We start from the raw sequence: 24,354 nt of genomic DNA, 5'->3' as shown, positions 1-24,354 counted from the left end.
TCAAATCCACATTCAACCCCTAAACTAAAAAGAGCCTGTAGGAATCTCTACAAGTTCTTTTTAATTTAAGATGAATATATGTGACAAACAAACTATCTTACAGATTCATCATTAAAACTACAGGAATAGTACTTTGACAAATATATCATATAACAAATATTAACATCCGTACATTTTTGAAAATTATGTTAATTGAGAACAAAAATAGCTTTTTTCTTAACTGTTCTTAATTTCTCTTACTACTAACTTCTTTTTACTTAAATAAACTGCTCGACCTGATTTTTTTGCAAATTCTTGCGAATGCGTAACAACAATTACGCACTTACCTTCTTGACGATCGAGTTCCTGAAACAACTCAATCATTTTATTTGCTGTTGGTTCATCAGCAATAAATAAAACAACATAGCAAGATAGTGCCCTAGCAATTGCTACACGTTGCCGGTGTTTGCCACTTAATTGAATTAAATGACAGTTACTGAATATAAAGAATATGTTTGTTTTTATTCTAAAAATTCTCTTCTTTAACAAGGTTTATACATTTCTTGATGATACATACGCTCGTACCCAATCAAATGAGTAATCTGGAATCCAAATTTCACGATCATAGATTTTTCTCATTACTTTTTTCAAAACATCCTCATATTCTCTCGGTTTCAATCTACTGTTATGAGCCATAATCTTCTATATATATGCCTCTTTCAACCAATTTGATATGGTTTTACGCTGTTTTGGCTTTTAGATATGACCATATCATTTTCGTTTGCAATAGTTGCCTTTTAGGACCTTTTGTATGATTTTTCACTGCCTTTCCTTCGTCGCTATTTTAAATTTATACTAATCATTTATTTTAACTTAATATGAAGAGGTATCGAACTTGGTCTGTTTTTAATACTGAATTTTCTGATAAATATTTAGAAATACAATTTAAACTAATACCATCTGTAATAATATGGATTTCACTGCTATGATAAAAACATATAGATATAAACATACAAAGGGGGAAGCTATGTGATCGTAGCAAAAGGAAATGAAAACATTACTACATTAATGAACGATTGGTACAAAGCTATGCGTTCTCAAAAGCTATTGCAAGCCAAAAATCTAAGGTCTGATGTTGAAAAACTTCTCGAAGAAATGGAACAAGATCCAACGCTTCTTATTTACTATTCTTTACTAGAGTTTAGGTATAATCTTTTGATAAATAATACATCTGGATTATTAATACCTGGAGAACATATTGAAGAGTCTACTATAGACATGCTCAATTACTACTACTATTTGTTCAATGCTATACACGCAATGAAGATTGGACAATACATTGACGCTAAGCACTTCTATCACAAAGCTGAAACACTTCTATCTCTTATTCCGGATGAATTAGAACAAGCAGAATTTAATTATCAGTATGCCCTGTTCAACTATTATCAGTTCCAACCACTAAATACAATAACATACGCTAATAAAGCGAAAGAAATCTATTCTAATGAAGTTGGGTATGAAATAAATATAGCTTCATGTAATAATATTTTGGGACTTGCAAGTACTTCTCTAAAGCAATACGAGTTAGCTGAAGAGTATTTCCTTTCCGCTTTAGATATTGCAACCAAACAAGAGCAAACACAACTTACTCATATGATTCGCCATAATATAGGGCTTCTATATTCAGATCAAAATATGCCTCAACTAGCAATCAATTATCTCTCCAAGGCACTGGAAGGTAGCTGTAAAACAATGTATTTGTTAGCTAAAGAACATGAGAAACTAGGGAATATAAATGAAGCCGCTGATTATATAAATAAAGGATTGCAAATTAGTAATGCACAAAATAATAAAGAATATTATCATCATTTATCGATTTTAAATGCAAGATTACAGCATACTCCTATAGATGAATACGAAAAGATTATTGTTGAAGGAATCCATTATCTCCAAGAAGAAAATTTATGGCACTTTGTTGAAATATATGCTGATGAATTAGCAAACAAGTATTATGATGAAGGTAACCACTTAAAAGTAAGCCAGTACTTCCGTGTGGGATACAAAGCTAAAATTGAAATGGAGAAAAGGAGTGCTTTAAAATGATGAAAAAAATACTAATTAGTACAGCAGGACTTTTATTCTCAGGTTTTATGCTAGTAGCACCAATCACTTTAAGTAATACTCACGGCGAGGCAATGATTGCAGTACAAAAGCAGGAAATTATACAATATACAAATACCCATGGTGAAGGAATGTAATAACTGAAGAAATCCTCTCCTACAATTGATACACTATTATTTGCAGGGAGGTTTTCTTCCTATATTATATATACTTACTTTGTGATAATTAGGGTGTAAGACTCTCCTCAACAAATCTATACAGTTATATTTAATAATATAAAGAGATAATAAAAAAGGTATCTTATAATAAATAAGTAAAGGTCTTTACTTCATTGTAAGGGCTTTTATTTTTTTATAAAAATCCATCCTAGAAATGTTATAATTACTCCATTCCTTTTATATTAATAAGAAAAATTTAAAAAGATTAGAATATTTAAAGAGCGGAAGAAATTATTAATGTATACACAAGACGATTTTTATAAGAAATTAATTGGGGAACAAAGAATAGTAAATATTATCCTAATTAACGGAGTTAGAATACCTGGAATCATTATTGGTGTGGATAAATTTTCAGTTCTAATCTCTAGCGATGGAAAACAAAAATGCCTATATAAGCAGGCGATTTCAACAGTTGCCGTATAAACTACCGTAAGTTTTGATGTTTCATTTTGAATATACTCCACTTTAAAATTAAATTTGAATTTTATTATTGTTTGAAACAAATAGTTAAATTGGACATTCTAATAATTAAACATAAAATGAGTATGAATTAAATAACAACTAATCTCTAACCCTTGTTTGAAAAAGAGGTCGGGTATCCCGAACTCTTTTTCATACGTAATTTTGGCCTGTGCAAACATTTTTTCTTTTTTCTTTTTTATTTGATAAAAAAGAAAAAAGAAAAAATGTTTGCTATACTAAATTCGCACAAATATATGCAAAATCACAAATGAAATAAGAGCAGCCTGACATAGCTGCCCTTGTTTCATTTTTATTCTCGTAACCTGCTCTACTATTTCGCTTAAGTTATTTATAAACCTAATACACTAACAATCTGGCATGCTTTGGAGTTTACAATATGATAGTACATCTCTAACCCTCTTCTTTCCGAACGAAGAATCTTCCCACGCATCTTAGATAAATGCTGCGAAACAGTAGATTGAGGTACCTCTAATAGCTCCGTCAATTGTGTTACATTACAAATTTTGCGATGTTCTAATTCTTTCACAATTTGTAATCTAACTGGATGAGCCATAATCTTCAATAATTCTACATCCGCCTCTGGAATTTTGTGCATTTCTTTACTTATTTGCATTTCTGTCATATTTTATTTCTCCTTTTCTACATTCTTTATTATTTTTAATATCAATTTATGAGTGTTTAATATTTGTACAAGTATATATAGTCCATAATCACCGAGCTATTTACTCTTCTTTATCTTTGTGACCTTTTGCATATAGAAGTATTATAATGGCTAAAAATCCAACAAAAGATAGCATAGGTATCTAGATGAAACCAAATAAATTCAAGTAATCTTCTGTACAAGAAACGCCTACTGAACATATCTTCATTTCACTTGTTGGGAAAGTCTGAATTGTTATCTGGTAAACGGCTATTATTAAACCAATACATGCAAATGGAAATGCATATGTACTTACGTTGGGATCTTTTCTATACATTCCTATACCCAATATTAATACTAATGGATACATGGCCATCCTTTGATACCAGCATAAATCACATGGAGGTAGTTTCATCCATTCACTAAAAACCAAACTTATGAGCATTGCACTTGTAGCTATCATCCAAGCAATTGCAATGTGATACTTTCGAATGATTGACATCTTATATTCGCCTCACCTATCTTATTAGAATGCAAAACGTTTGCTAATATATGACTAGTTTATTACCATGTTTCGAGTACCCTGTTTCAAAAGAAAATATCCAATCGTATCGCCTCTCTTTTAATTCTAAAAGGAAAAGGTTCTCAAAATCATCACGCACTTCGTACATGGTTTATAATGCTTTTTCTAGCGGACCAAAACCATATACAATATGTGTATGTACTCTTTTGTTTTTCTTTTTTACTACCGCTAAATATACATACCGTCTTTCATTCGCTAAAACAAACTTCAAAAGCCCAAGTACTTGACTCACCTTTCGCACCCCTTTTCAGCTTTCCTTACCCTTATTAAAAAGAATGGGTAAGGAAAACTATTACGTCTTACTTTACTAATTTAACAAATGTCCCGTTTTTAATTTGAAAATACAAGAAGACACTCATCATTACAATATTTATTACACCAGCTGCAGCACCAATTTTGGAGATAACATACACACATTCATTACTACTAAAAGGTAATAAACTCGCGAAAATAAATAAAATTGAAATGATAAAGGATAAGAGCATATTTCTTTTGTTTTCATTCATTCAAAAAACCTCCATTTTGTACGAATATTTATATTGCAATGGATTAGGGGGCTAAACCGCATCATTACGGTTATAATGATGTTTCTCTTCATCCTAAACCTTTTTATGCTCCACACACCAATTTTGTCGCCTTTGCTTCTGTTTCGCTTTCTAGCATTTGTGGAAGCAGTGTAGTGCTAGGTTTTAAAATGTAAGCTACAATGCCATATCCTGATTTAACTATTAATTCGTTGATATGTATCCCTTCACAAAATACATATGCCAATTTCCCGCCATACTTGTCCTCTTTAGGTCCACAATCATAGACTTATGTTACGCTTTTTCCTTTTAATTGTTTCTTTAGAAATAACGACGCTTCCTTTCCTCTTAACTGTTTCTAAGCCATGTAATTTTTCTTTATAAGCTTCTGTAATATCAACAATACTTTTCCCTTGTACTTGCTGTTGTACTCCCTTTTGTACTGTTCGGGCAGGTTTCGAACCATTTACTTGAATCGAATTGTTGTATGCTGTCATTAAAAAAACGAATGACGTAATACAAATAACCTTAATCCAAGATTTCATAATGTCTTATCCTCCAAATAAGCATTTCTCTCTACCTAATAAACAAAAAGACTATATATTGAATTGACTCCTTGATAATTAAAACAAATACAACTCTGAATCCAATTCGGATAATCATTAAAAACAGGTTTAAATGAGTGCCTTTTACATTCTGGACATTTCAATACCATGCCTCTCTCGTTCTTTTTTGCCTATATACTTTTTTAAAATGGCACATTTGTCAATGTAATTTCATTAACATACGACATTTATCTCCCCTTTTGGTTCCAAAGTTTTAAAATAAATAAAAAAGGACACACCTATAGCATATGTATGCGTAGGTGTGTCCTTTTGCAAGAAAGATTTAGAAGAATTTTGTTACTTTCATCATATCGTATTTCTTATTAGTTTTATATACAGAATTTAAGATTTTAATGTATTATTTCTTCTTATCTAAATCGTATATTGAGAAACTTACTTGATCACCTTTTTACTTTACGTGATATTCGTTCAACTACTCGGGTATACCGAGTATATTTTTGTAAATAATAAGGTTGTTAAACGTTAAATCGAGGAGGTGTTGTATGCAAGATCATAAAAAATCTATAAAAGGTACTGGTTCTGTTATGAAACCAGATTTTGCTGAAACTGATGCACATAAAGTGAAACAAGAAATTCAGAATGATGTAAGAGCGGGACAAGGAGCAATGACTTCCCGAGAAGCAGGGGCAATGCGAGATTAAGAAAACACTCCTTATTGGTTTTTTCTTTTCTAGAAATTTAACCAGTAAGGAGTTATTCCAGAACTATTTTAGCTTTTTACATTTATCATTTAAAAACATACTGCATTTCTTTTGTAGATCATAGGTTAACTTCACATCAAATTTTCACGATTAAATCTCTTTTTTCAAACTAAGATTATTTTCTTTCAGATAATTTATTGCATCTTTGTTCACCGCTCGCAAATCTATACCTTGTTTTTCCGCTGCAAATGAACAACCACAATAACATTGACGGAAAACATCATATTCATTACACATTTCAATTGAGCGTTGATATCCATTACTTTTTTTAAAATCACTTGGTAAATAACGTGAATCATAATTTTGTTGCACACCAATTCCAAGTTCATTTATTAATTGACTATTTTTATTTTTAGAAAGAGTAATTGCACTGCCGAAGTAATCAAATCCCCTTTCTTGTGCTACCTCAGCTGAACGATCCAATCTCATATCAAAACAAGCTGAACAACGAAGTCCACCTTCTGGCTCTTCTGCCAAACCTTCTTCTTTTACCATTTTAAAAAATACATTTGAACGATATTTATCCTCAATAAATCCTACTGTGTGCCCTGTACGATTATTAAACTTGTTTACAAAAATCTTTTGTTCATTAGAGCGCCGTATGTATTCACTTTTCGGGTGGATATTTGAATTTGAGAAGAAGATTGTGACATCTGAATGTTCTGCAAGAAATTCCAATGAAGCGGTACTACAAGGAGCGCAACATGAATGAAGTAACACTTTTGGTCTTTCGTTCTTTGCTTCCCAATCTTTAATCATTTTTCTTAATACTTTGTCATAATTTATTTTCTGGTTCTTTATTTTTTTTAAATACGTTTCAACATCTAACACTTCTTTCACAACTAAACCTCCTATTTATTTTTATTTATCTATTTTATCATCTGAATTCACAAATATAGTTATATACATCTATTTACAAGCCTTAAAATTGTTCTTTTGAACTTTTCATGACGGTCCTAATAATGTACGTAGTCTATTAGCTTTATGTCTACAATATATCTTTAGTCATTCTTTTTCATCACAAAATCTTTTGGGTTACCTTTTAACTGGTAATACTTCACGTTAAGACGAATAACTACTACGATGATTACCAAAAAACCTATTATATATAACATTGTTCCTTTCTCCGTTTCTTATTGTTTAGCGAATCTATTCTGTAAATACTTCACATGTTTCTTCTCAATATCCTTACCGGTAATATTTGCTCGCAAAATGGTTTGGTAGATATGCTCAACCTCATCTTTTGTTAGTCTCAGATTAATATAAGATTCGATACATTTTTTTAGATCGTTATAATATAGGACATGTTTATCTTTAGAATGAACATTTACCCTTTTTAGACTGCATTTTGGATGAAACGCCGCAATAGAGATACACGGCAGCTGTTGTTCCATCACCCATTCAATTGCTTTTATATGTTTATAATTTTGTCGAAATGGGTTTTGAAAAGAGGATTTCTTTCTAAAAATACCCTGTGTCCATCTGGCTGATTTCTCACTTCCATAGATCCAGCCCTCGTAGTTCTTTGTCTCTATAACAATTACACCTGTTTCTGCAATAACAATATGGTCAATTTGCGTTGTATCACCATACTCCGTATGAACCGTCACATCATGTAGCACATAATAACTTTTGGGATCTAATTTGCCCAATATACGTTTCACTAGTCTTTCCCCGGCTTTCCATTTCGGTACATGTTTTTTTAAAACAATGTTCAAAGGAATCAGAATCACAATGAGAATCAATTCAAATATCAATACTTTCATAATAAAAACCTCCTTTTCACACTCTTGCGTTTCTGCGCATCAAACGATATACATACGTTTCTAACCCTAAAATAAAATATGACATACATAAGCCTTTTATCACCATCTCTACGAATCCCAATGCTAAAGAAACAAGGAGCCCCCCCAAACTGAAAGAGTCTGGTTACCCTTCTATTTACTGGTTTTTCAATGACTCCAAAGTTAGCCCAGGTAGGTAAACGGTTTTCTACATTCTTTATTGTGCCCATTAATCCGTATTTTAGCGACAGAATGAAACATCCGATTAATAAATATATAATGGAAGAAAAATAGACAGATAGGCCCATAACAATAATTGTGAGCAGCCAACCGATTAAAATGGAATTTCGTAAAACGATATACTCTCGATTTCTTTTCAAAACAAACAGTCCTTTCAAAATAGATAAGGTTATTTTCAATTGAGAAATATTCACATTCAATTATAAGTATAATATGATACATCTCTATTAATTTACGAACTAGCCTAAAGAGGATTGTAATTGATATGTTAAAACTTTTAGTAGATAATACGGTAACAGAACAAGAAACAGATTCAGCTTTTTCAAACCTTTTCACCTGCAAAAATACAACTGTATTTCTAAGTGACATATTATCTCCTATATCGCCGAAGATACTTGAAGAATATGAAAAAAGAAACCAAATAGATAAATAAAAGGTGCTGAATGTAGATTCAATACCTTTTATCATCTTTATATATAGTTTTTACATATTAACAAATAACCATGGAGTGAGTACGGCTAACATACACAGCAAACAAGAGCCCGTTATAACACGGTTGGACCAACGGTAATACTCTGGCTGTTTCGTACTCTCATGAATTTTTCTTAAACGAATACCTGCGATTAGCATAAACGGTGTGAAAATAAGTGCTGTTGCTTTAAACAGGTTTAAAAAATCCGTAAAGATGTTCATAAACGAAAATACATCCGAACTGAACAAGAAGTACACACTTAGTCTCAGGGACATCATACTAATAAATGAGAAAATCATACTTCCAGTTGCCCACTTCATCCATTGGCCATTCTTTGTAATTAACGCCATAACCATGACAATAATGCCTAATACGAATGAAATAGAAAAGATATTTACTCCTACCTTAAAAGCCGGAGCATACAGACCTTCAATCTTTTGTATGATTGATGAGCCAAATGAATCATCTTTTTCTTTTGTTTTCGTTCGATTGTTTAATCCCTCTTTAAAGGATGACGAAACATCGTTCCCCTTCAATTCATTAAAATCTACTTTTACAGAGGCCTGGACAGCTTGTAAGGGGACAAATAGTAACACCATCAAAACAAGCGTACATAAGACTCCTATCATCCTTTTTTCTTGTTTCATCACACATCACCCGCTAATTTTGGTTTAACGCTCTTTAATTTGATTTGATTTCTTTCTGCAACATAATAGAGATCTGCTGCATAATAGATATTTGCTTTTGTATATGCCCCCATAATTGCATTCGCAATTCCTTCCTTCTCTACTGCCATATGTGTTTCATTTTCATTGTAAAATCCAATTTCAATTCGATTAATATTATTATTTAATACTGTAAGATGTAACTCTTTTAAGCTATCTAAAAGATTGCCTAATCCACACACTAACTTAAATATTTTATTTGCAATTGTTGGTGGTTTGACATAAGTCGTATTAAAATGAATAGTTTCATCATCTATTAATCCATCCTCCTCAACTGAACATGTCATAATGAACGAATGATTTTGTTTTTCTATTTCTTGTTGACTCAACTTGCGATCAATGAAGTATTTCAAGCTTATTGTTAGATTTTCTATATATTCATCCAGTTCGGTATTTGAAATTTTAACCTCTGAGAATTCCGGAAAAATCATATACGCGTGTATATTAGAACTACTTTTACTTACACGTAATAACTGAACTTGTTTCTTTTCGTAGCGCACCGCTTGTTCTAATTTTTCTACTACGTTGTTGCTTATATGATCGATTGCCATATATAATCACTCCTATTTACTTTAATAAAATTTTTTTCATACAATACTCATGATTTGGTACTATCTATTTAAAGCATTGTAAAATTACGAAGAGTTCTCAATTCTCCTGTTCTAAGACTGTTAATCACCTGAATCTCAAAACATTTTAATATTACAATGACGTACAATTTTTCATTATAGTTGAATATTCTCATATGGTGAATCGTTCTATCCCACTCATTTGTACAAAAACAAAAAAATTTCATCCTTGTACAAATGAGTGAGAAAATGCTGTTTTTCATGCTATCTAAGAAAAAATAACTAGGAGATACATTCATATATTTCCTAGCTATCTACCACTCCATCTAACTAATGTATAGGAATAAGATGAATCAATTTTCAATTCTAAATACAGCAGTTGATTTTCTGGTAATATTTCTCCCCCTGTATGAATCCAATAGCGCTTGTTATTAGATATGTTTATTATGCAGGTGAGTTCTTGCTTTCGTTGTACTATTTTAGCCGTCCATATCACAACCTGAAATTCTTCCTCTTCTAATACTAAATTTTGAACAGAAGTACCATGTGCTGTTTCTTGTAGGATTTTCAGCTGTTCTAGTTCATGAAATGTATCTTCATATCCTAATAATCCCTCTAGTGTATCCATATTGCTTGAAAATGGTATGTCCTCATCAATCGGAAATGAGGTATCATATACTGTTTCAGAATCAGGAGTATAGTGAAAACCCTTAACATGCTCCACTACTTCAGCATCAATTTCCTATTCTAACTTGTTACTGAATTCTTCATCCAAATTCTTTTGAACAGTAATAGCAACTAAATCATATATACCTGCTACATCTTTTTCTAAGGTGATTTCTTTTGTTAGGACAGTAAAACGCTCTTGTTCCCTACCAATAGGTCTATTTTCTCTCGGGCACCAATAAACGGGACGTTCTACCGGTGTATTTTCTCTTTCTTCCCTCTTCGCTTCTTCTATTAGAAATTTTTTTCTTGAATAACGAACTACAAAAAATACATAACAAAATAAACCGATAAAAATGTTTGTAAACATGGTATTCCCCTCTCGATTATGCAAATAAATCGAATTCAAATTTCCCATCGATTACTTTGCTGTTTCGTTCCATTTCTTTTGAGAAGTATCTACTTCTACAATCCATTTACCCTAGAATGCAAAATCTTGTTTATGTATAAGCATACGCTTATCCACATTCAGTGTTTCCCTACTGTTAGTGTGGGTGGATAAAATCTCACCACTAAAACATTTCCTACATCCATAATAATTGCCCCCCAGTTCTTTTTTTCAATAAAAAAAGAAGATCCAAGTATATACATAACTCAGTTCTTCCTTTTCCCCTCTGTAAACTACCTAAATTTTATTAAAATAGTAGTTCTTCACCTGTAATTTTAGATAGCGCATCCCTACCAGCAAATATATCATCCGCTCTTTGGATTACTGTCTTGTTTCCTGCTCTTTTGAATCATCTAATACCATCCAAATGCTATCTTTTTTCATTTTCATATCTCTTCTTTCTTGTAATTTGTTAAGATTCATAACCCAGCCTGCGAACTTGAAAACAGTACAAAAAGGCTTCTTCAAGTCGATTAATAATGTGCATAGCAAAATAAGCTATATATACACTAATCGGCTCAAAGAAGCCCTTTCACAATTGAAACAAGACGTAACTTGCTTCTACAACTCAACCACAACACAAGAAGGTGTGGGAATAAACGGAATCAAATAAATCAACAATATAACCATACATTACACAATTAGGATAGATGAATCAAGATATTTTCTAAGTTTAAAACAAATCTAATACTGGGAATATATATATTAATTTTACTCTCAAAAACAGAAACCTAGCAGCATATCTTTTGAAAATAAACATAAGAAAAACGTTCTATTCCAAATTGATAGAACGTCTTCTCTCTTTACTTCATAATATATCTTTGGGGACTTATTTATTTTGTGGCGTATTTAAAAAATTGATAAATTCATCTTCATTTATAGGTTTACTGTAGTAATAACCTTGAATTAGATAACATGAATTACTTTGTAACACTTTTAACTGTTCCTTCGTTTCTACCCCTTCTGCTATTACTTTCATATTTAAAGTATGAGCTAGCGAAATAATCGTTTGTATAATTTCATCTCCATCATTTGAAGTTCCAATCCTATTCACAAATTCTCTTGGAACTTTCAAAGTATCAATTGGATACAAAGGTAGATATGCTAATGAAGAATATCCTGTACCAAAATCATCAATTGATAAATGTACACCATATGATTTTAATGCTTTTAACTTCGATAAAGTTTCTTTTTCATCTACCATGGCAATTCGCTCTGTTAATTCCAAATCAATTAAGTTAGCTGGTACTCCTATTTCTTCTATGGTAGAAATAATCGTTTGAACGAAATCTTTCTTTTCAAACTCTATAGCTGATAAATTTATCCCCATCTTTAAATTTGAATAGCCCGCAGAATGCCATTCTTTTAGTTGCCGACACGCTTCCTGTAACGTCCATTTCCCAATTGAAATAATCTGCGACGTCTCTTCCGCGATAGGTATAAACTCAAAAGGTGAAATTAGCCCGAACTCTGGATGTTGCCAACGTATTAAAGCCTCTGCACCAATAACCTTTCCTGCCTTACTATCAACTTGTGGTTGATACAATAAAAACAACTCATTATTTTCTATTGCATTTGGTAAATCCTGCTCTAATCGTAAGCGTCTTGTTATTTTTTGAGATAATGTCTCGTCATACATACAAACAGCATTGTTACCTTTTTCCTTCGCGCTATACATGGCGATATCAGCATGTTGTAAAAGTGTTGTGGCATTGGTTCCTCCAAATGGATACAACGCTATTCCTATACTAAGGGATAAATAAAAGCTGTGTTGATTTATTACAAATGGTTCTTCAGTTATACGAAAAAGTATTTCGCACAAATCTAATAGCTGTTTCTCTGTTTTATTATGGACAATGATTGCAAACTCATCTCCCCCTATTCTTGCTAAAGGAATAGTTGGTGACAGACATGTCCTAAAACGTTTGGCAACTTCTTTTAAAACCCTGTCACCAATTGCATGACCTAGTGTATCATTAATGGTCTTAAAGCGGTTTAAATCTATATACAGGAGTCCAAACTTATCCTGTGTTTTTTGTACACGCTCAATGGATCTGTCTAATTCTTGTTGGAAGAATATTCGATTCCCAATCTCCGTCACCGTATCATGAAATGCTAGATAGTTTATCTCATCCTGTTGTTGCTTCAACCTCGTTATGTCTTTTACGATTACATAACTCCCAAAAGTTTGTCCTTCTATCATAATAGGAACAATAGTGACATACCAAAAATGTATATCCTTCTCATTATTATCTTTCACACGTAACTGTAACGAAGACGAACTACATCGTTTCCCTTTCTTTAGAGCTGCTGCCAATTCAGGTTTATCTTCATCTAAAAAAATAGAGAGGCACTCTTTTCCTATTAATGCAGCACTTTCTTCCCCTAATAACATACTTCCAGACTGGTTTATATTTAATACGGTACCATTTGAATCAATTGTTAATATAGGATCTGGATGATACTCATATAATGACTTAAACCTCTCTTGATTTTTTACCAAATCATTAGATTTTTTTATTAAATCCGCTGTTCTTTGAAATACTTTTTGCTCTAATTGATTATTAAACACTTTTAATGTTTCGGTTAAATCTTTGTTTTGCATGCGTACAATTATATGACGAATCAGTACAAATACAAAGGCAATACAATTTCCCGTAATCAGTGTAGATGAAGAAGTTTGCTCTTTCAAAGTAAAACCAATTAAGATTGCAACTGCAAGATAAGGGAATATGACAAGAAGTTTCTTTCCAAATGTCGGATTAATAATAAAATAATTTCTTTTAGAAGATGTACTCCTTGGAATAGCGGCAGCAATGGCAATAAATAATAGAAAAACTCTATACAAACACCTTAATAATATAAGTGAACGTTGTGATAAATCATCTTGTAAATAGAAATATAAGTAATCCGTAATGGACAATCCAGTTAATACTAAGATAAAAATAAATAATTTACTTTTCGCATTAAAAATTGCTGGTCGAAAAATCAGGCTAACTCCTAGTAAAAGAAGCAATAAATCTATAATTGGGAAAATAAATGAAAGAAAGACATCTCCAATTGATAAGAATAAGATATTTGCAGAAGGTTTATTAAATAGGTACCACTCTAAGGTGAAAATAGCAGTAACAACAATACATAAATCACAAATTAAATACGCTTTTTCCCACTTGTTACATTCCAACATGATTTTATAAAAGAACGCAAAGAGAAAGAAGAATAAGAAAAACAACAAAAATACATCAGAGATATTAAAATTTTGTATTGGTAATTCTACATTAAGTACTTGAAAAGTAGATATAAAATTCCCTATCAAGAAACACCCTATTGCAATAGTAATACAAACCCAAAAGACTCCTAGTTTAATTTTTCTTGATGCTATCGAGTAAAGTAATGAGATAAATACAGTAATTTCAACAACTAAGGATGATAGTCGTATATTAAAATCTGATACAAAATACTCATTCGGAAAAACAAATAAAAATATAAAGCAAAAGCTTAAATAAGCTACTAAAGCCAATATCAATACATAAAATTGCACATGTGAATGTTTACGCAATGGACTCACCTTCTTAATTTTTTCTAGACTTTTACTAAAAATGACTTGATACGGCACAGCTCGTATTCATTAAACTGAGTGTTACCTATCATTCCATATTATGACCTTTTTAAAAGATTTCTTTCTACATACCACAGTCTTATTTGCTGCCCGCAGATATTCCCTATTTTCAACTAAGGATTCCCAAAAGAATAAGATGTAAAATGTGTTTTTTAAGTATTCGCTCATCGTTAATTTGAATGATACAAATTAACTGTTCTTTGAATATGAGATAGAATCTAAGCTTTAATTGCAACATAGCTAGTCGCTTATTATCGCACTTAGAAAAAAGGAAAATATGCTATCATTAACTTAGAAATTCGAATTAAAAGACCAAACTTACTGTAACTATTATAGTTACAGTAAGAAGTGATGTCAATTTCGAATAACTCCCCTTTTAAAGAACAAACGAAAGAACTACTTATCGCTAAAAGTTTATGTGAAAAAGCCCATATATATATGTGCTGAACCATTAAACATTATAGACATTTATTCACGAATATAAATTGAAGAGCTGATTCAACAATTTAATCTCACAATGGTTATTGTTTAGCATGATAAGGCATTTCACCAAAATGTTGCAACTAAAACTATATCTATGTAACTTCACTCGAATCACTAATAAATCAAGCCATTAGTTTATAAAGTCTTTGAATATAGTGTCGAAAAAAGTCTAATTTCTCTACAATACATTGAGAAATTAGACTTTTTAATAGGAAAATTATGATCCATAAACAATGAATAATTTACCTGCTAGGCTTATCTGTTAAAGCAGAAATAATCCTGTTCACTAAGTCTTCTGGCATCCATTCATAATTTGTATCATTCGTTTCATTTGGTCCTAAAGAATCAATGAACTTTTTAAATTTTGGAAACAGAACAATAGAAGTGATCCAATGTATCGTATGATTTATGGAGAAGAAATGAAAAACCCCTTGTTTTTCACCCTCCTTTAATATTTCTTTTAACTGTTCAAAATTACCTATGAAATATGGTTTAATCTTTTCTAATCGTTCACTTTCCTTAATAATCTCCTCATATGCCAATGCTCCAATTTCAGGATTTTCTTTTATATGTGCAGTAAAGACTGTTAAATATTCTTTAAGAGCATTGATAGGATTAAATTGATTCTTCTCAAGGAAATTAGGTAACTCATTAGCAAGGCCATATTTCTTAAATACTTCATAATACAGGTTTTCTTTCCCATTAAAATAGTATGAAGCCATAGCGACATTCACTTTCGCTTCTTTTGCAATTTCTTGTATGCTCGTACCTTCGTAGCCACGCTCTCCAAATTTTTTCTTAGCAGCCTTCAAAATATTTTCCATCGTCTGCTCTCGAGATTTCCCCATTTCACACACCTCAAATAATATATATTTCACTTCAAAAATCCAATAAGGACTTTGAATAGAGTATCTTTTTAATAAAATTTAATTATATATTTAAAGTAGTAACTTAACAACCGATGAGGTCTTCATTACTTTAAACAATTCGCCACACTACGTACGCCTCAAAAAGAGACAGCTCTTCAATCTCTCCTATCCTAATTAAACGTCATGCTTAAAAAAATATCCCCCTGCGTGACATGAATAGCTTTCAAATATTTTACGCTCTTTTCTACTTGAGCAAAAGAATGAACAAAAAATAATAAGGATCAGAGTTTATCTGTAAAAACAGATAAACTCTGATCCTTTCATTACGTTATACAGATTTTATAAAACCTTTATACTCATATTTTGATGAAATAATTACCCATCAATTGTACCTTATTTACTGATTAGATTTGTTTAATCTCAATATAAGGTCCTTTGATGCTTAATTTGTTAATGTCATTTGAAATATTACCTACAGTTGTTTTTTCATTAAACGTGTAGACCTTTTCACCATTTACAAAGATACCCCAATTTTTATCTTCGTAACTGATACCATAACCAGCATTGCTAGATGTAGCTTTAAGCTGATCCCCATTCATTGAAAAAGATAATTTTCCTTTTCCTTTGTTAAGCTGGTTATTCACGTTGTTGATACCAATCATTTGTTCTTCAAGGGCTTTTTGGTTATCAAGAGTAACTTGATGGTTTTTCCAGTCTAATTTATAGTTGTTTGTAAAGAACTCATTATATGTATCCTTATTATTTGTTCCCCACCATTTTGAACTCACCCATTCAATATTATACTGATCTGAAATTCTACGATTTGTTATTTTTAAATCTGATGTAGATTCTGTTTTATCAGCAGTGATAACCGCTACTACATTAGGAGAAAAACCATATCCTGTTAAAGCTGGTACTGTGTCTTTTGAAACAAAATTATTGGTTCCTTCATTATAACTACGCGATTTCATAAATAGTTGATTACCATAGAAAGTATTGAATGAATCACGATTATAAATTCCCCACTCTGGGAAATTAAACGATTGGAATCCTACTTTCCAATTTAATTTTTTATCTGTGTGAGTCTCTAATACCGTTTTATAATCTACCTGATCATAAGATACACTTTCTTTCCAAGCAAAGCTACCTGTAATACTTGCATCGGCATTTGGCCCTTTATCATTTACCCCAACTTTAACACTTCCACCAAGTGTATATCCTACCTCAGAAGTAACCTTTGCTGAAGTCATTGTATTAACTGGGGCAGCTTTATGGAATTGAGCGCTATCACTACTAGTTATTTCTGCTTCAGTATGATAAGCCGATGGCCATTTTAAACCTGCGTTATAGTATCCGCTATTAATTGTATATTTAGCATCTATATTACTACCATCAGTTGTAACAATTGCAATTTTTTTATCCGCGTAAGGATCCTCGATAAAAGAAACCTTTATTGAATTTTTGATATTCTGCTTCATGTCATAAGTAGTCTTAAAACTATTATAGACTTTTCCACCATTTTGAAGATTTTCTACAGTTCCTTTAGAATCTGCAAATGCGGATGTTGCTTGTATACCAAGTGATCCAGACATAATAACGGACGCTACGGCAACACTTTTAGCTATTCCCTTTGCTTTTTTCATACAGACAGCCACTCCTTCTTAAACATTTAAAAAATATAAACGTATTATTTTTAGCTCTCAATACTAGAGATAGATTTATAACGTTACAATGTAGAAATTTATTAATCTTTATGCCAATAACTATCAACACTTGATTTGCTAATTTCCATCTCTTCTTTACTGATAACTATTATCAATATCATTAAAACACAGAATAACGATTTAAACAACAATTTTAAATATGTATTTAAAATTGTTGTTTAAAAAAGTGCAAAAAAATTTTAGAATTCTTTATTTCGAGAATTACTATATTTTCATTTACTTATTGCAACCTATATTCAGATACATTATTCCCTTTCCATTCATAATAATCTAAAATACCCTCATAAATGGCTTCTGCTGCGACCTGCCTTCCGTTTTCTGTAGATAACTTACTGTAATCAATACCATTATCTATAAAAGCAAGTTCCGTTAACACAGCTGGCATGTCATTTTCTCTTATAACATGGAGATCTCCATGTTTAACGCCTCTATCACGTGTTTGAAGAGCGTCTACTAATCGAGTTTGAATTTTTTCAGCTAAAACACGACTTTCTTCCACATGAGGATTTGTCTTTTTAGATTCAGAAGATTTATAGTAGTATGTTTCTGTCCCTTTTGCATTACCATTATAAGCATTTGCATGAACACTTATAAAGATATCCCCCTGATTTTGTTTAGCAAATTTCACACGTTCCTGTAAAGAGCTTTTTTGATCATGTCCTGGTCTAGTATCAGATTTACGAGTTAATAAAACTGTAAATGGTGTATGTTTTTCAAGCAATTTTTGTAGACGTAAAGAAGTGTCTAGTACAATCTTACTTTCAGGTAATCCCTTTGTGTCTTTTCCAGGATCTTCGCCACCATGTCCGGGATCAATAATTATGGTTTTACTTTCTAAGGGATTACTATGACTATATTGAAGCATATCTGTTTTTGCAGTTAGTTGTGCAGCTTCAGCGCGTGTTATGAATTTATTTGGTTGCCAACCATTATCTGTACCAACTGAAATTTTTAAATCAATTAAAGTATTTGCGAACTTTTCACCCCAATGGCCCTTTAAATCTTCAAATTTACTTTGTCCATTGCTAGTGTTTTTATTTTGTAGTTTATATGCATTCACTAGCATAGTAGCCATAGCAGCACGAGTAACTTTTCCAGAAGGATTAAATATTCCATTTCCTTCACCTTTAATGATTCCTGCCTTTTCAGCTGCGGCAATATAAAGGGTTCCCCAGTGGTTTTGTGAATCTTTAAAAGATGGTTTTGCATTTAAATCAATGTGTATACCAAGAGCCTTTGTCATAATTGTTGCTGCAGAAGCTCTATCTAGTGTATCACTTGATCCAAAAGTCCCATCTGGATATCCACTCAATACTTGTTTATCAACTAAATAAGTAACGGATTTGTCAGCCCATGCGGGAACATCTGGGAATCTGTGAGTATCTGCAACAATACTAGTAGAATATGATAGTAAACTTCCAGCAAGAATTCCTGTAGCAATTAATTTGTTCTTCAAAATTTAGCACCTCTAAGAAATTATTACAAGTTGGTAAATTATATAAATTATAGTTAATCTTTAAATAATATGATTCCGAATAAAGTATAGATTAAGTTGGTATCATCACTATATTACAGATAAAGAATCTTATATCGAACTATTATTTCGAGAAGAACCCTTCGACATACACTTATAGATTGATACTATTAAATATATTCACCAACATCGTGTAACTAGTATAGTTACTTATATATACGAGTGTCAATTAAAACAATCTTACATTTTTGTAAGGTAACAGCATAAATAATTACTTTATATTATTAAATAGTGGTCTTATATTTTAAACAAAAATTGATTATTTGTTAGGAAAACAACTTATAATAACTACCCTTTCGACGATCCCTTTAAAACTTACTTACACTTCAATTCTCCGTTAAATACCACTGTGAATGCTCCTCAATTAGCAGCCATGATTACTAGAATTTTCAAGAATTATGCCCCTCGAAATAACATATCTAGAAACCACCGAAAGCGGCCACGAATGTATTTGCTAGTATAAAAACACAATTCACCTTTTTACTCCCTTAAGGCACCTTTGAACTTTAGAAGGAACAAAAAAAAAGAGGGATTTCTTCCCTCTTCACCAATAAAGTCGAACATATTTACAATTAAGGAAGGGTATCCATTCATCAGGAGATGAATGAAATAATAACAGTTCACCTAGTGAATTATAACATAATTACACTTCCATTAATAGATGATTTTTACATTTATGGAATAATTGTGACATAACTGTTAAACATCTTAATATTAAAAGGCTTTATATGTATAGAACTAGAAAATGGCTAGTGTAGGGATAAAATATAAGGGGGATATATAATTATGTTTACAAAAAAACAAAAATTAGTAACAACCGTAACAGCTTTAACATTAGGATGTGGATTTACTTTTGGATTAACACCGGCATTTGCAGATTCTAATAAGGCGTCTGTAAGCACTACACCTATTCATTCTATTCAAAAACAAGAACAAGAGCCGTTTACTGGATATGTCATTTCAGTAGAAAATAATTATTTAGTGGTTGCTGCTACATCTACAAAAGATGAAGCTCTCGCTTTTCAAAATGATTGGTGGGAGTTAGTTTCTCAAAATAAAATTTTAAGGGTTCCTATTTCAGATGGTGAAAATTACACTATAGGTGAACAGATAAATGTTTATGCTGCTGCATGGACCAATTCTTTACCGCCAATTGCTGTAATGCCTAAAATTGAAAAAGTAATTCAATAGATTATGCTAAAAATAACAGGGCATCATTCTAATTAGAATGATGCCCTGTTATTTAGTAAAAAACCGAATACATAATATTTATATTCTTTTTCGTTACTCTCTGATTCCCATTATATATTAACCTAATATTTATCAAACTATGCCTGACGTAGATCCTACATCTCACATTACTGTAAAGATATAAATGGCTCCTTTTAGTAGTTTCGTTTATAATTACATGGTATACCCTTTAAAAGCATTATGAAATACCTTATTTCATACCCCCTATCTTTTATAATCTTACTGCTATCGCTAGCCGGTTTAACTCTTCAATTCTATTTTTAAAGATTCATAAATTCTTCTAAAGTCAGCTTTTTCTCATATATTCTTTCAGCAATATCCCCGACATAGCGAATATGCCACGGTTCATATGCATATCCAGTAATACTCTCTTTACCTTTTGGATAACGGATGATAAATCCTGCACGATACGCATTTTCTTTCAGCCATTTTCCTTCTTTCGTATTCGCAAAGGTTAACTCCAGCTCATTATTTGCACTTTTAGAAGAAACATCCATCGTTAATCCTGTTTGATGTTCACTATGTCCTGGCTTTGCCGAGAAGCGATCCGTATGCTCTTGTCCTTTTCTTTTCACGTTGTTTGCATACAGGTTTATTTGATAATCATAGGAGCGAAACCCTGAAACAGCATTCAACTGGATTCCTTCTTTCTTTGCTAAATCAAATAACCTTTCTAGTGCTTCTGCTGCCTCTTTACGAAGGTAACTCTTTTCTAGCGTTCCACTGAACATTTGGTACAACTAAATCCTCCGGTTTATAGTCTTCGGGCAATCCGTATTAAAACAGCATATGGAACAACTGACCGTATATTAATAAAAACGATCAAACAAAATTATGTCTTATTTACAACAGATAAAGTTTCCATTTTAAATGCAATAAACGCTTAAAAATGAACATATTAACTGGCTGAAACAAAGGCCAAGTTAATTAAAAAGGTGCGAAGCCCTAGAATTGACTTTACACCTTTTTTAAATACTCTATATGAATGTAAATCCCCTTTAACACTTCAGTAAGATATGTATCACTTCTATCACACCTTACTACTTTACATCCCATTTTTCTAAGTAAAGTAGAACAATCCCCTATTCTCTGTATTAGTTACACCGTACTTCGCACCATGTAAGTCAAATATATTTTTTACAATTGAAAGAACAAAGCCCGTGCTTAAGCTTGGAAAATTATTCGAGATATACAAGGTTTTTATTCCTGAATACAGCATAAAAAAAGCCTTGGCGACCAAACCAAGACTTTTTTTATGACCTTACGACCTATCAATCAACAAGAATCAGAACCACCCGACTTCTTATTCATTATTATCTAGCATACACCCTCACTGTACTATACGTTTTTTATATTTTCAACAATTTGCATTCCTTTTACACAACATTCATACTTTTCAAGTCTGAATGTACCCTTACTCTACCTCTGCCATATAAATCTCCATCCAAATGATCTGTCCCTTTTTCAACAATTGTATATGCAGGAAGAAAACGCTCTCCATTTTCCTTATAAATATTTCCTGCCAATGTCTTGCCCTTATATTGCTCACTAACTTTTTTCAATGTATCTAATCCAAAGTTAAATTCATGATTTCCAAATGCCCAAGCATCATATCCCATTGCATTCATCGCTACCATCATTGGCGATTGTGGTTAATCGTTGAATAATTCTACTGAGTTTCCTTGAATAGTATCCCCGGCATCTACTAATATGGTATTTGGATTTTCTTGACGTACTTTCTTTATAACCGTATAAATCTGTGTTAAACTTCCACTCGTATTTGCACCATCAAGCGCATAATCCCAGGGCATAAATCTACCATGAATATCTGCAGTACCTAACAATGTAATATTAACATCAGATTCCTCAGCTTTTGAGATAGATGGCTTGATTGTTACTGCTGTTCCAAGAAGTATAAGAATAACAAAATAACATACATAGTTTCTCCATTTCATTTTATGCATAATAACAATATTTCTCTTCTTTTTGGACTGTCATAAAGTTGCTTGAACTTTGAAAATATAAATTATTATTCAGAAAACTTAAACTACACAAAGTAATTTTGCGGGTGATTCTGCATGAAAAACAAAAAATGATATAGAAAAAGCACTGCCGAATTGTTCAGCAATACTTTTCTGTTAAACGTACTATAACAATGAACGTCTACTTTCTGTTATTCATAAGTTCTATAGGTTCTTATATTTACTTTAATTTCAAGATACGTTCTATTTCCTCTACACTCAACTTACTTGCTTTTGCAATAGTTTCAAGCGGTACACCTATTTCATGCATCCCTCGAATCATTTGCATCTTACCTTGCTCAATACCTTTTTCCACGCCCTCTTGTTCTGCATGTGCTAACTTGGCTTGTTCATCTAGAAGTAATTTCTCTCGAGCTTCATAAGCTGTTCGGAAAGAAGAATCATGGCTCATATTTTCCCATTTATTAATTGCCTTTTGTAAAATTGGATCTTGATTCATCGCAATCTCCTCCAATGTTTGAGTTAAATGTTCATCTTCATGTGCTGGTAATAATAACATCCAACGAACAAATGTATTTTCCCAAGGGTTTACTTTTTCTTCACGCCATTGTTTTACTAATTTCGGTATCTCTACAAAATGGATTTCAATGTCGTCACTTAAAATTTGTTGCATTTTTGTATTCCATAATTGTCCGATGGTATGAAATTCATCTTCCTGAGAAAATAAAATAAAATAAAATCTAATAAGTTAATGGTAATTGTTTTCCGAAGTGAACGATATGGCATCCCTTCTTGCATTTGGGATGTATAAAGTTTACTCCAATAATATAAAGATCGCTTCACCATATCATGTGTATTTCGAAGCTGAATTTCGATATTTACCTGCGTCCCATTATCTAAAGTTGCTAATAGGTCTAAAATTGATAATTTATCATCTTCATAAGATTTATGGAGATGTGGATCATCTAGTTGTAGCGATGTAATAGGTGTCTCTAACGATTCTTCTAAAATTGCATTTAAGAAACCCGTTAAAATTTCTTCATTTCCTTTCGTCCCAAATAACTGTTTAAAAGCAAAATCAATTCGTAAATTTACTAATTTAGTGGACATGGATTTCCTCTCCCTGTCTATATCATCTCTTATTCTTATTGTACATAATAAAAGGTAGAACATGCAAACAGACCCTTATGTTATCTCACATAAGAGCCTTCGTAAATTCAAAAAATTGGTTCTGAGCAAAAAAATTGTAAGTAACATCATTTTTGTCCAGAACCTTTATTTTTATCTATTCTTTTTCTGGCCAAATTTTCGTGTTTGGTTCTAATAACCACTTGTGGTCTTCCTCCATGATACGATCATTCCATGGGTTATTCTCAAGATGTCGAATCATCCAACAAAAATACATGGCATATCCAGGCGCCGTTGCTTGCGGATGGTCTAGCTCACCCGGAATTGTAATAAAGCTATTATGTACAACGCGATATGCATCCTCACCCACCATTGCACATCCAAATCCCTGTGGCTTATTAAAGCGATAATAATATACCTCTGGCTGATCATGGTGATGTGGTGGATAACTGGACCATCGCCCTGGATAAGAAATAACTTCTCCTACTACCATATTAGAATATGCTGCATTGTTATAGTCAAAAATCGTACGAATAACACGCTGCGCCGTTCCCTCCCATACTCCATCTCCAGCTACAACACTTTGACACTCATTTGGAGTATATAACTTAGACGCAAATTCTTGATCATTATCTGTTTTTTGAACAAGCACTTCACTATCTGAAAGAGCAGTAATTGTAACCTTCACATTTTTAGATACATGTAAGCACCAAGGGTTTTCTTCAAACACAGACTGTCTTTGAATAACTTGTTCGATTCCTTCCCACTCTAAACGTATTGCCCCTTCCAGTAAAAGAACCGCTGTTTCATTCTTATTATCAAATAGCAACTCTTCTTTTCCATTAGACATCTTATATATGCCTATATCCATTAACATATCACTGCATTGACCGTTCATTTCTGTTAATACATTATATCCCTCATTTAATTCACCTAATTTTCCTAACATGGCTTTCTCCCCCTTTTATTTAATGGCTACTCAATC

At 32.0% G+C, this 24,354-nt stretch carries 15 protein-coding genes and 13 pseudogenes; 7 read left to right on the top strand and 21 right to left on the bottom strand.

Annotated features, from left to right (window positions below):
* Positions 1–216: 216 nt before the first annotated feature.
* Positions 217–468, bottom strand: a pseudogene (locus NHG49_RS28510) (ATP-binding cassette domain-containing protein); the annotation flags it as partial.
* 63 nt (positions 469–531) lie between these two features.
* Positions 532–802: pseudogene (locus tag NHG49_RS28505) on the bottom strand (transposase).
* Between the two features lie 206 nt (positions 803–1,008).
* Here NHG49_RS28505 and NHG49_RS28500 point away from each other — a divergent pair.
* The 3 genes from NHG49_RS28500 to hfq all read left to right on the top strand — a co-directional run bounded on the left by NHG49_RS28500 (position 1,009) and on the right by hfq (position 2,741).
* Complete coding sequence (locus NHG49_RS28500; protein WP_258126968.1) at positions 1,009–2,082, top strand: Rap family tetratricopeptide repeat protein; 1,074 nt, start codon at positions 1,009–1,011, stop codon at positions 2,080–2,082.
* Positions 2,079–2,237: a hypothetical protein gene (locus NHG49_RS28495; protein ID WP_173602309.1), complete on the top strand. Its 159-nt coding sequence runs from the start codon at positions 2,079–2,081 to the stop codon at positions 2,235–2,237. The genes NHG49_RS28500 and NHG49_RS28495 overlap by 4 nt, the downstream gene beginning before the upstream one ends.
* Before the next feature lie 318 nt (positions 2,238–2,555).
* Complete coding sequence (gene hfq / locus NHG49_RS28490; protein ID WP_222661642.1) at positions 2,556–2,741, top strand: RNA chaperone Hfq; 186 nt, start codon at positions 2,556–2,558, stop codon at positions 2,739–2,741.
* Positions 2,742–3,129: 388 nt separating this feature from the next.
* Here hfq and NHG49_RS28485 read toward each other — a convergent pair whose 3' ends face one another.
* The 5 genes and pseudogenes from NHG49_RS28485 to NHG49_RS28465 form a co-directional block, all read right to left on the bottom strand.
* Positions 3,130–3,423, bottom strand: a complete 294-nt coding sequence (locus tag NHG49_RS28485) for an ArsR/SmtB family transcription factor (RefSeq protein ID WP_098585287.1) — start codon at positions 3,421–3,423, stop codon at positions 3,130–3,132.
* A gap of 100 nt (positions 3,424–3,523) precedes the next feature.
* Positions 3,524–3,943, bottom strand: a pseudogene (locus tag NHG49_RS28480) (disulfide oxidoreductase).
* Positions 3,944–3,986: 43 nt separating this feature from the next.
* Positions 3,987–4,256, bottom strand: a pseudogene (locus NHG49_RS28475) (hypothetical protein).
* A gap of 75 nt (positions 4,257–4,331) precedes the next feature.
* A pseudogene (locus tag NHG49_RS28470) lies at positions 4,332–4,530 on the bottom strand (hypothetical protein).
* Positions 4,531–4,581: 51 nt separating this feature from the next.
* Positions 4,582–5,093, bottom strand: a pseudogene (locus NHG49_RS28465) (thermonuclease family protein).
* A 563-nt stretch (positions 5,094–5,656) separates the two neighbouring features.
* On the opposite strand from NHG49_RS28465, the gene NHG49_RS28460 reads away from it, so the two are divergent.
* On the top strand, positions 5,657–5,815 hold the full coding sequence (locus tag NHG49_RS28460; RefSeq protein WP_222661644.1) for a hypothetical protein: 159 nt from the start codon (positions 5,657–5,659) through the stop codon (positions 5,813–5,815).
* Between the two features lie 150 nt (positions 5,816–5,965).
* On the opposite strand, the gene NHG49_RS28455 is transcribed toward NHG49_RS28460, so the two are convergent.
* The 7 genes and pseudogenes from NHG49_RS28455 to NHG49_RS28425 all read right to left on the bottom strand — a co-directional run bounded on the left by NHG49_RS28455 (position 5,966) and on the right by NHG49_RS28425 (position 14,338).
* The gene (locus tag NHG49_RS28455) at positions 5,966–6,706 is read right to left on the bottom strand and encodes an epoxyqueuosine reductase QueH (RefSeq protein WP_374987934.1); all 741 of its coding nucleotides are present in this window, start codon (positions 6,704–6,706) and stop codon (positions 5,966–5,968) included.
* 302 nt (positions 6,707–7,008) lie between these two features.
* Positions 7,009–7,641 carry a nuclease-related domain-containing protein gene (locus NHG49_RS28450; RefSeq protein ID WP_258126965.1) on the bottom strand — a complete coding sequence of 211 codons (633 nt, stop codon included), beginning with the start codon at positions 7,639–7,641 and terminating at the stop codon, positions 7,009–7,011.
* A 16-nt stretch (positions 7,642–7,657) separates the two neighbouring features.
* A pseudogene (locus NHG49_RS28445) lies at positions 7,658–8,039 on the bottom strand (hypothetical protein).
* 343 nt (positions 8,040–8,382) lie between these two features.
* Positions 8,383–9,018 carry a hypothetical protein gene (locus NHG49_RS28440; RefSeq protein WP_154131519.1) on the bottom strand — a complete coding sequence of 212 codons (636 nt, stop codon included), beginning with the start codon at positions 9,016–9,018 and terminating at the stop codon, positions 8,383–8,385.
* A complete protein-coding gene (locus tag NHG49_RS28435; protein ID WP_258126964.1) occupies positions 9,018–9,647 on the bottom strand; it encodes a hypothetical protein in 630 nt (209 codons plus the stop codon). Before NHG49_RS28435 ends, NHG49_RS28440 begins: the two co-directional genes overlap by 1 nt.
* Positions 9,648–9,975: 328 nt before the next feature.
* Positions 9,976–10,701: pseudogene (locus NHG49_RS28430) on the bottom strand (hypothetical protein).
* Positions 10,702–11,608: 907 nt separating this feature from the next.
* The gene (locus NHG49_RS28425; RefSeq protein ID WP_258126963.1) at positions 11,609–14,338 is read right to left on the bottom strand and encodes a sensor domain-containing protein; all 2,730 of its coding nucleotides are present in this window, start codon (positions 14,336–14,338) and stop codon (positions 11,609–11,611) included.
* 444 nt (positions 14,339–14,782) lie between these two features.
* Between NHG49_RS28425 and NHG49_RS28420 the strand changes: the two are divergent.
* Positions 14,783–14,930: pseudogene (locus NHG49_RS28420) on the top strand (Lsa family ABC-F type ribosomal protection protein); the annotation flags it as partial.
* A gap of 193 nt (positions 14,931–15,123) precedes the next feature.
* On the opposite strand, the gene hlyIIR reads toward NHG49_RS28420, so the two are convergent.
* The 3 genes from hlyIIR to NHG49_RS28405 all read right to left on the bottom strand — a co-directional run bounded on the left by hlyIIR (position 15,124) and on the right by NHG49_RS28405 (position 18,930).
* The gene (gene hlyIIR / locus NHG49_RS28415; protein WP_258126962.1) at positions 15,124–15,729 is read right to left on the bottom strand and encodes a hemolysin II regulator HlyIIR; all 606 of its coding nucleotides are present in this window, start codon (positions 15,727–15,729) and stop codon (positions 15,124–15,126) included.
* A 425-nt stretch (positions 15,730–16,154) separates the two neighbouring features.
* Entirely contained in the window at positions 16,155–17,393 is a 1,239-nt protein-coding gene (gene hlyII / locus NHG49_RS28410; RefSeq protein WP_258126961.1) for a hemolysin II HlyII, read from the bottom strand.
* A gap of 301 nt (positions 17,394–17,694) precedes the next feature.
* Positions 17,695–18,930 carry an N-acetylmuramoyl-L-alanine amidase gene (locus tag NHG49_RS28405; protein WP_222661653.1) on the bottom strand — a complete coding sequence of 412 codons (1,236 nt, stop codon included), beginning with the start codon at positions 18,928–18,930 and terminating at the stop codon, positions 17,695–17,697.
* A gap of 864 nt (positions 18,931–19,794) precedes the next feature.
* Here NHG49_RS28405 and NHG49_RS28400 point away from each other — a divergent pair.
* A complete protein-coding gene (locus tag NHG49_RS28400) occupies positions 19,795–20,199 on the top strand; it encodes a DUF3221 domain-containing protein (protein ID WP_222661654.1) in 405 nt (134 codons plus the stop codon).
* 320 nt (positions 20,200–20,519) lie between these two features.
* Here NHG49_RS28400 and NHG49_RS28395 read toward each other — a convergent pair.
* Positions 20,520–21,036: pseudogene (locus NHG49_RS28395) on the bottom strand (M15 family metallopeptidase); the annotation flags it as partial.
* Between NHG49_RS28395 and NHG49_RS31940 the strand changes: the two are divergent.
* A pseudogene (locus NHG49_RS31940) lies at positions 21,027–21,146 on the top strand (SunI/YnzG family protein); the annotation flags it as partial. The pseudogenes NHG49_RS28395 and NHG49_RS31940 overlap by 10 nt on opposite strands.
* Positions 21,147–21,698: 552 nt before the next feature.
* Here NHG49_RS31940 and NHG49_RS28390 read toward each other — a convergent pair.
* The 3 genes and pseudogenes from NHG49_RS28390 to NHG49_RS28380 form a co-directional block, all read right to left on the bottom strand.
* Positions 21,699–22,223: pseudogene (locus tag NHG49_RS28390) on the bottom strand (metallophosphoesterase); the annotation flags it as partial.
* Between the two features lie 238 nt (positions 22,224–22,461).
* Positions 22,462–23,351: pseudogene (locus NHG49_RS28385) on the bottom strand (Rpn family recombination-promoting nuclease/putative transposase).
* Positions 23,352–23,526: 175 nt separating this feature from the next.
* Complete coding sequence (locus NHG49_RS28380) at positions 23,527–24,318, bottom strand: 5-deoxy-glucuronate isomerase (RefSeq protein ID WP_258126960.1); 792 nt, start codon at positions 24,316–24,318, stop codon at positions 23,527–23,529.
* Between the last annotated feature and the right edge of the window lie 36 nt (positions 24,319–24,354).

This window comes from Bacillus sp. IBL03825, assembly GCF_024712505.1.
Lineage (GTDB): Bacteria > Bacillota > Bacilli > Bacillales > Bacillaceae_G > Bacillus_A > Bacillus_A wiedmannii.
This window is presented reverse-complemented; position numbering and strand designations above follow the sequence as displayed.

Excerpts from the sequence above, each read along its gene's own strand:
- NHG49_RS28495 (WP_173602309.1), top strand. The coding sequence starts at position 2,079 with ATGATGAAAAAAATACTAATTAGTACAGCAGGACTTTTATTCTCAGGT.
- hfq (WP_222661642.1), top strand. The coding sequence starts at position 2,556 with ATGTATACACAAGACGATTTTTATAAGAAATTAATTGGGGAACAAAGA.
- NHG49_RS28485 (WP_098585287.1), bottom strand. The coding sequence starts at position 3,423 with ATGACAGAAATGCAAATAAGTAAAGAAATGCACAAAATTCCAGAGGCG.
- NHG49_RS28460 (WP_222661644.1), top strand. The coding sequence starts at position 5,657 with ATGCAAGATCATAAAAAATCTATAAAAGGTACTGGTTCTGTTATGAAA.
- NHG49_RS28450 (WP_258126965.1), bottom strand. The coding sequence starts at position 7,641 with ATGAAAGTATTGATATTTGAATTGATTCTCATTGTGATTCTGATTCCT.
- NHG49_RS28440 (WP_154131519.1), bottom strand. The coding sequence starts at position 9,018 with ATGAAACAAGAAAAAAGGATGATAGGAGTCTTATGTACGCTTGTTTTG.
- NHG49_RS28435 (WP_258126964.1), bottom strand. The coding sequence starts at position 9,647 with ATGGCAATCGATCATATAAGCAACAACGTAGTAGAAAAATTAGAACAA.
- hlyIIR (WP_258126962.1), bottom strand. The coding sequence starts at position 15,729 with ATGGGGAAATCTCGAGAGCAGACGATGGAAAATATTTTGAAGGCTGCT.
- hlyII (WP_258126961.1), bottom strand. The coding sequence starts at position 17,393 with ATGAAAAAAGCAAAGGGAATAGCTAAAAGTGTTGCCGTAGCGTCCGTT.
- NHG49_RS28400 (WP_222661654.1), top strand. The coding sequence starts at position 19,795 with ATGTTTACAAAAAAACAAAAATTAGTAACAACCGTAACAGCTTTAACA.
- NHG49_RS28380 (WP_258126960.1), bottom strand. The coding sequence starts at position 24,318 with ATGTTAGGAAAATTAGGTGAATTAAATGAGGGATATAATGTATTAACA.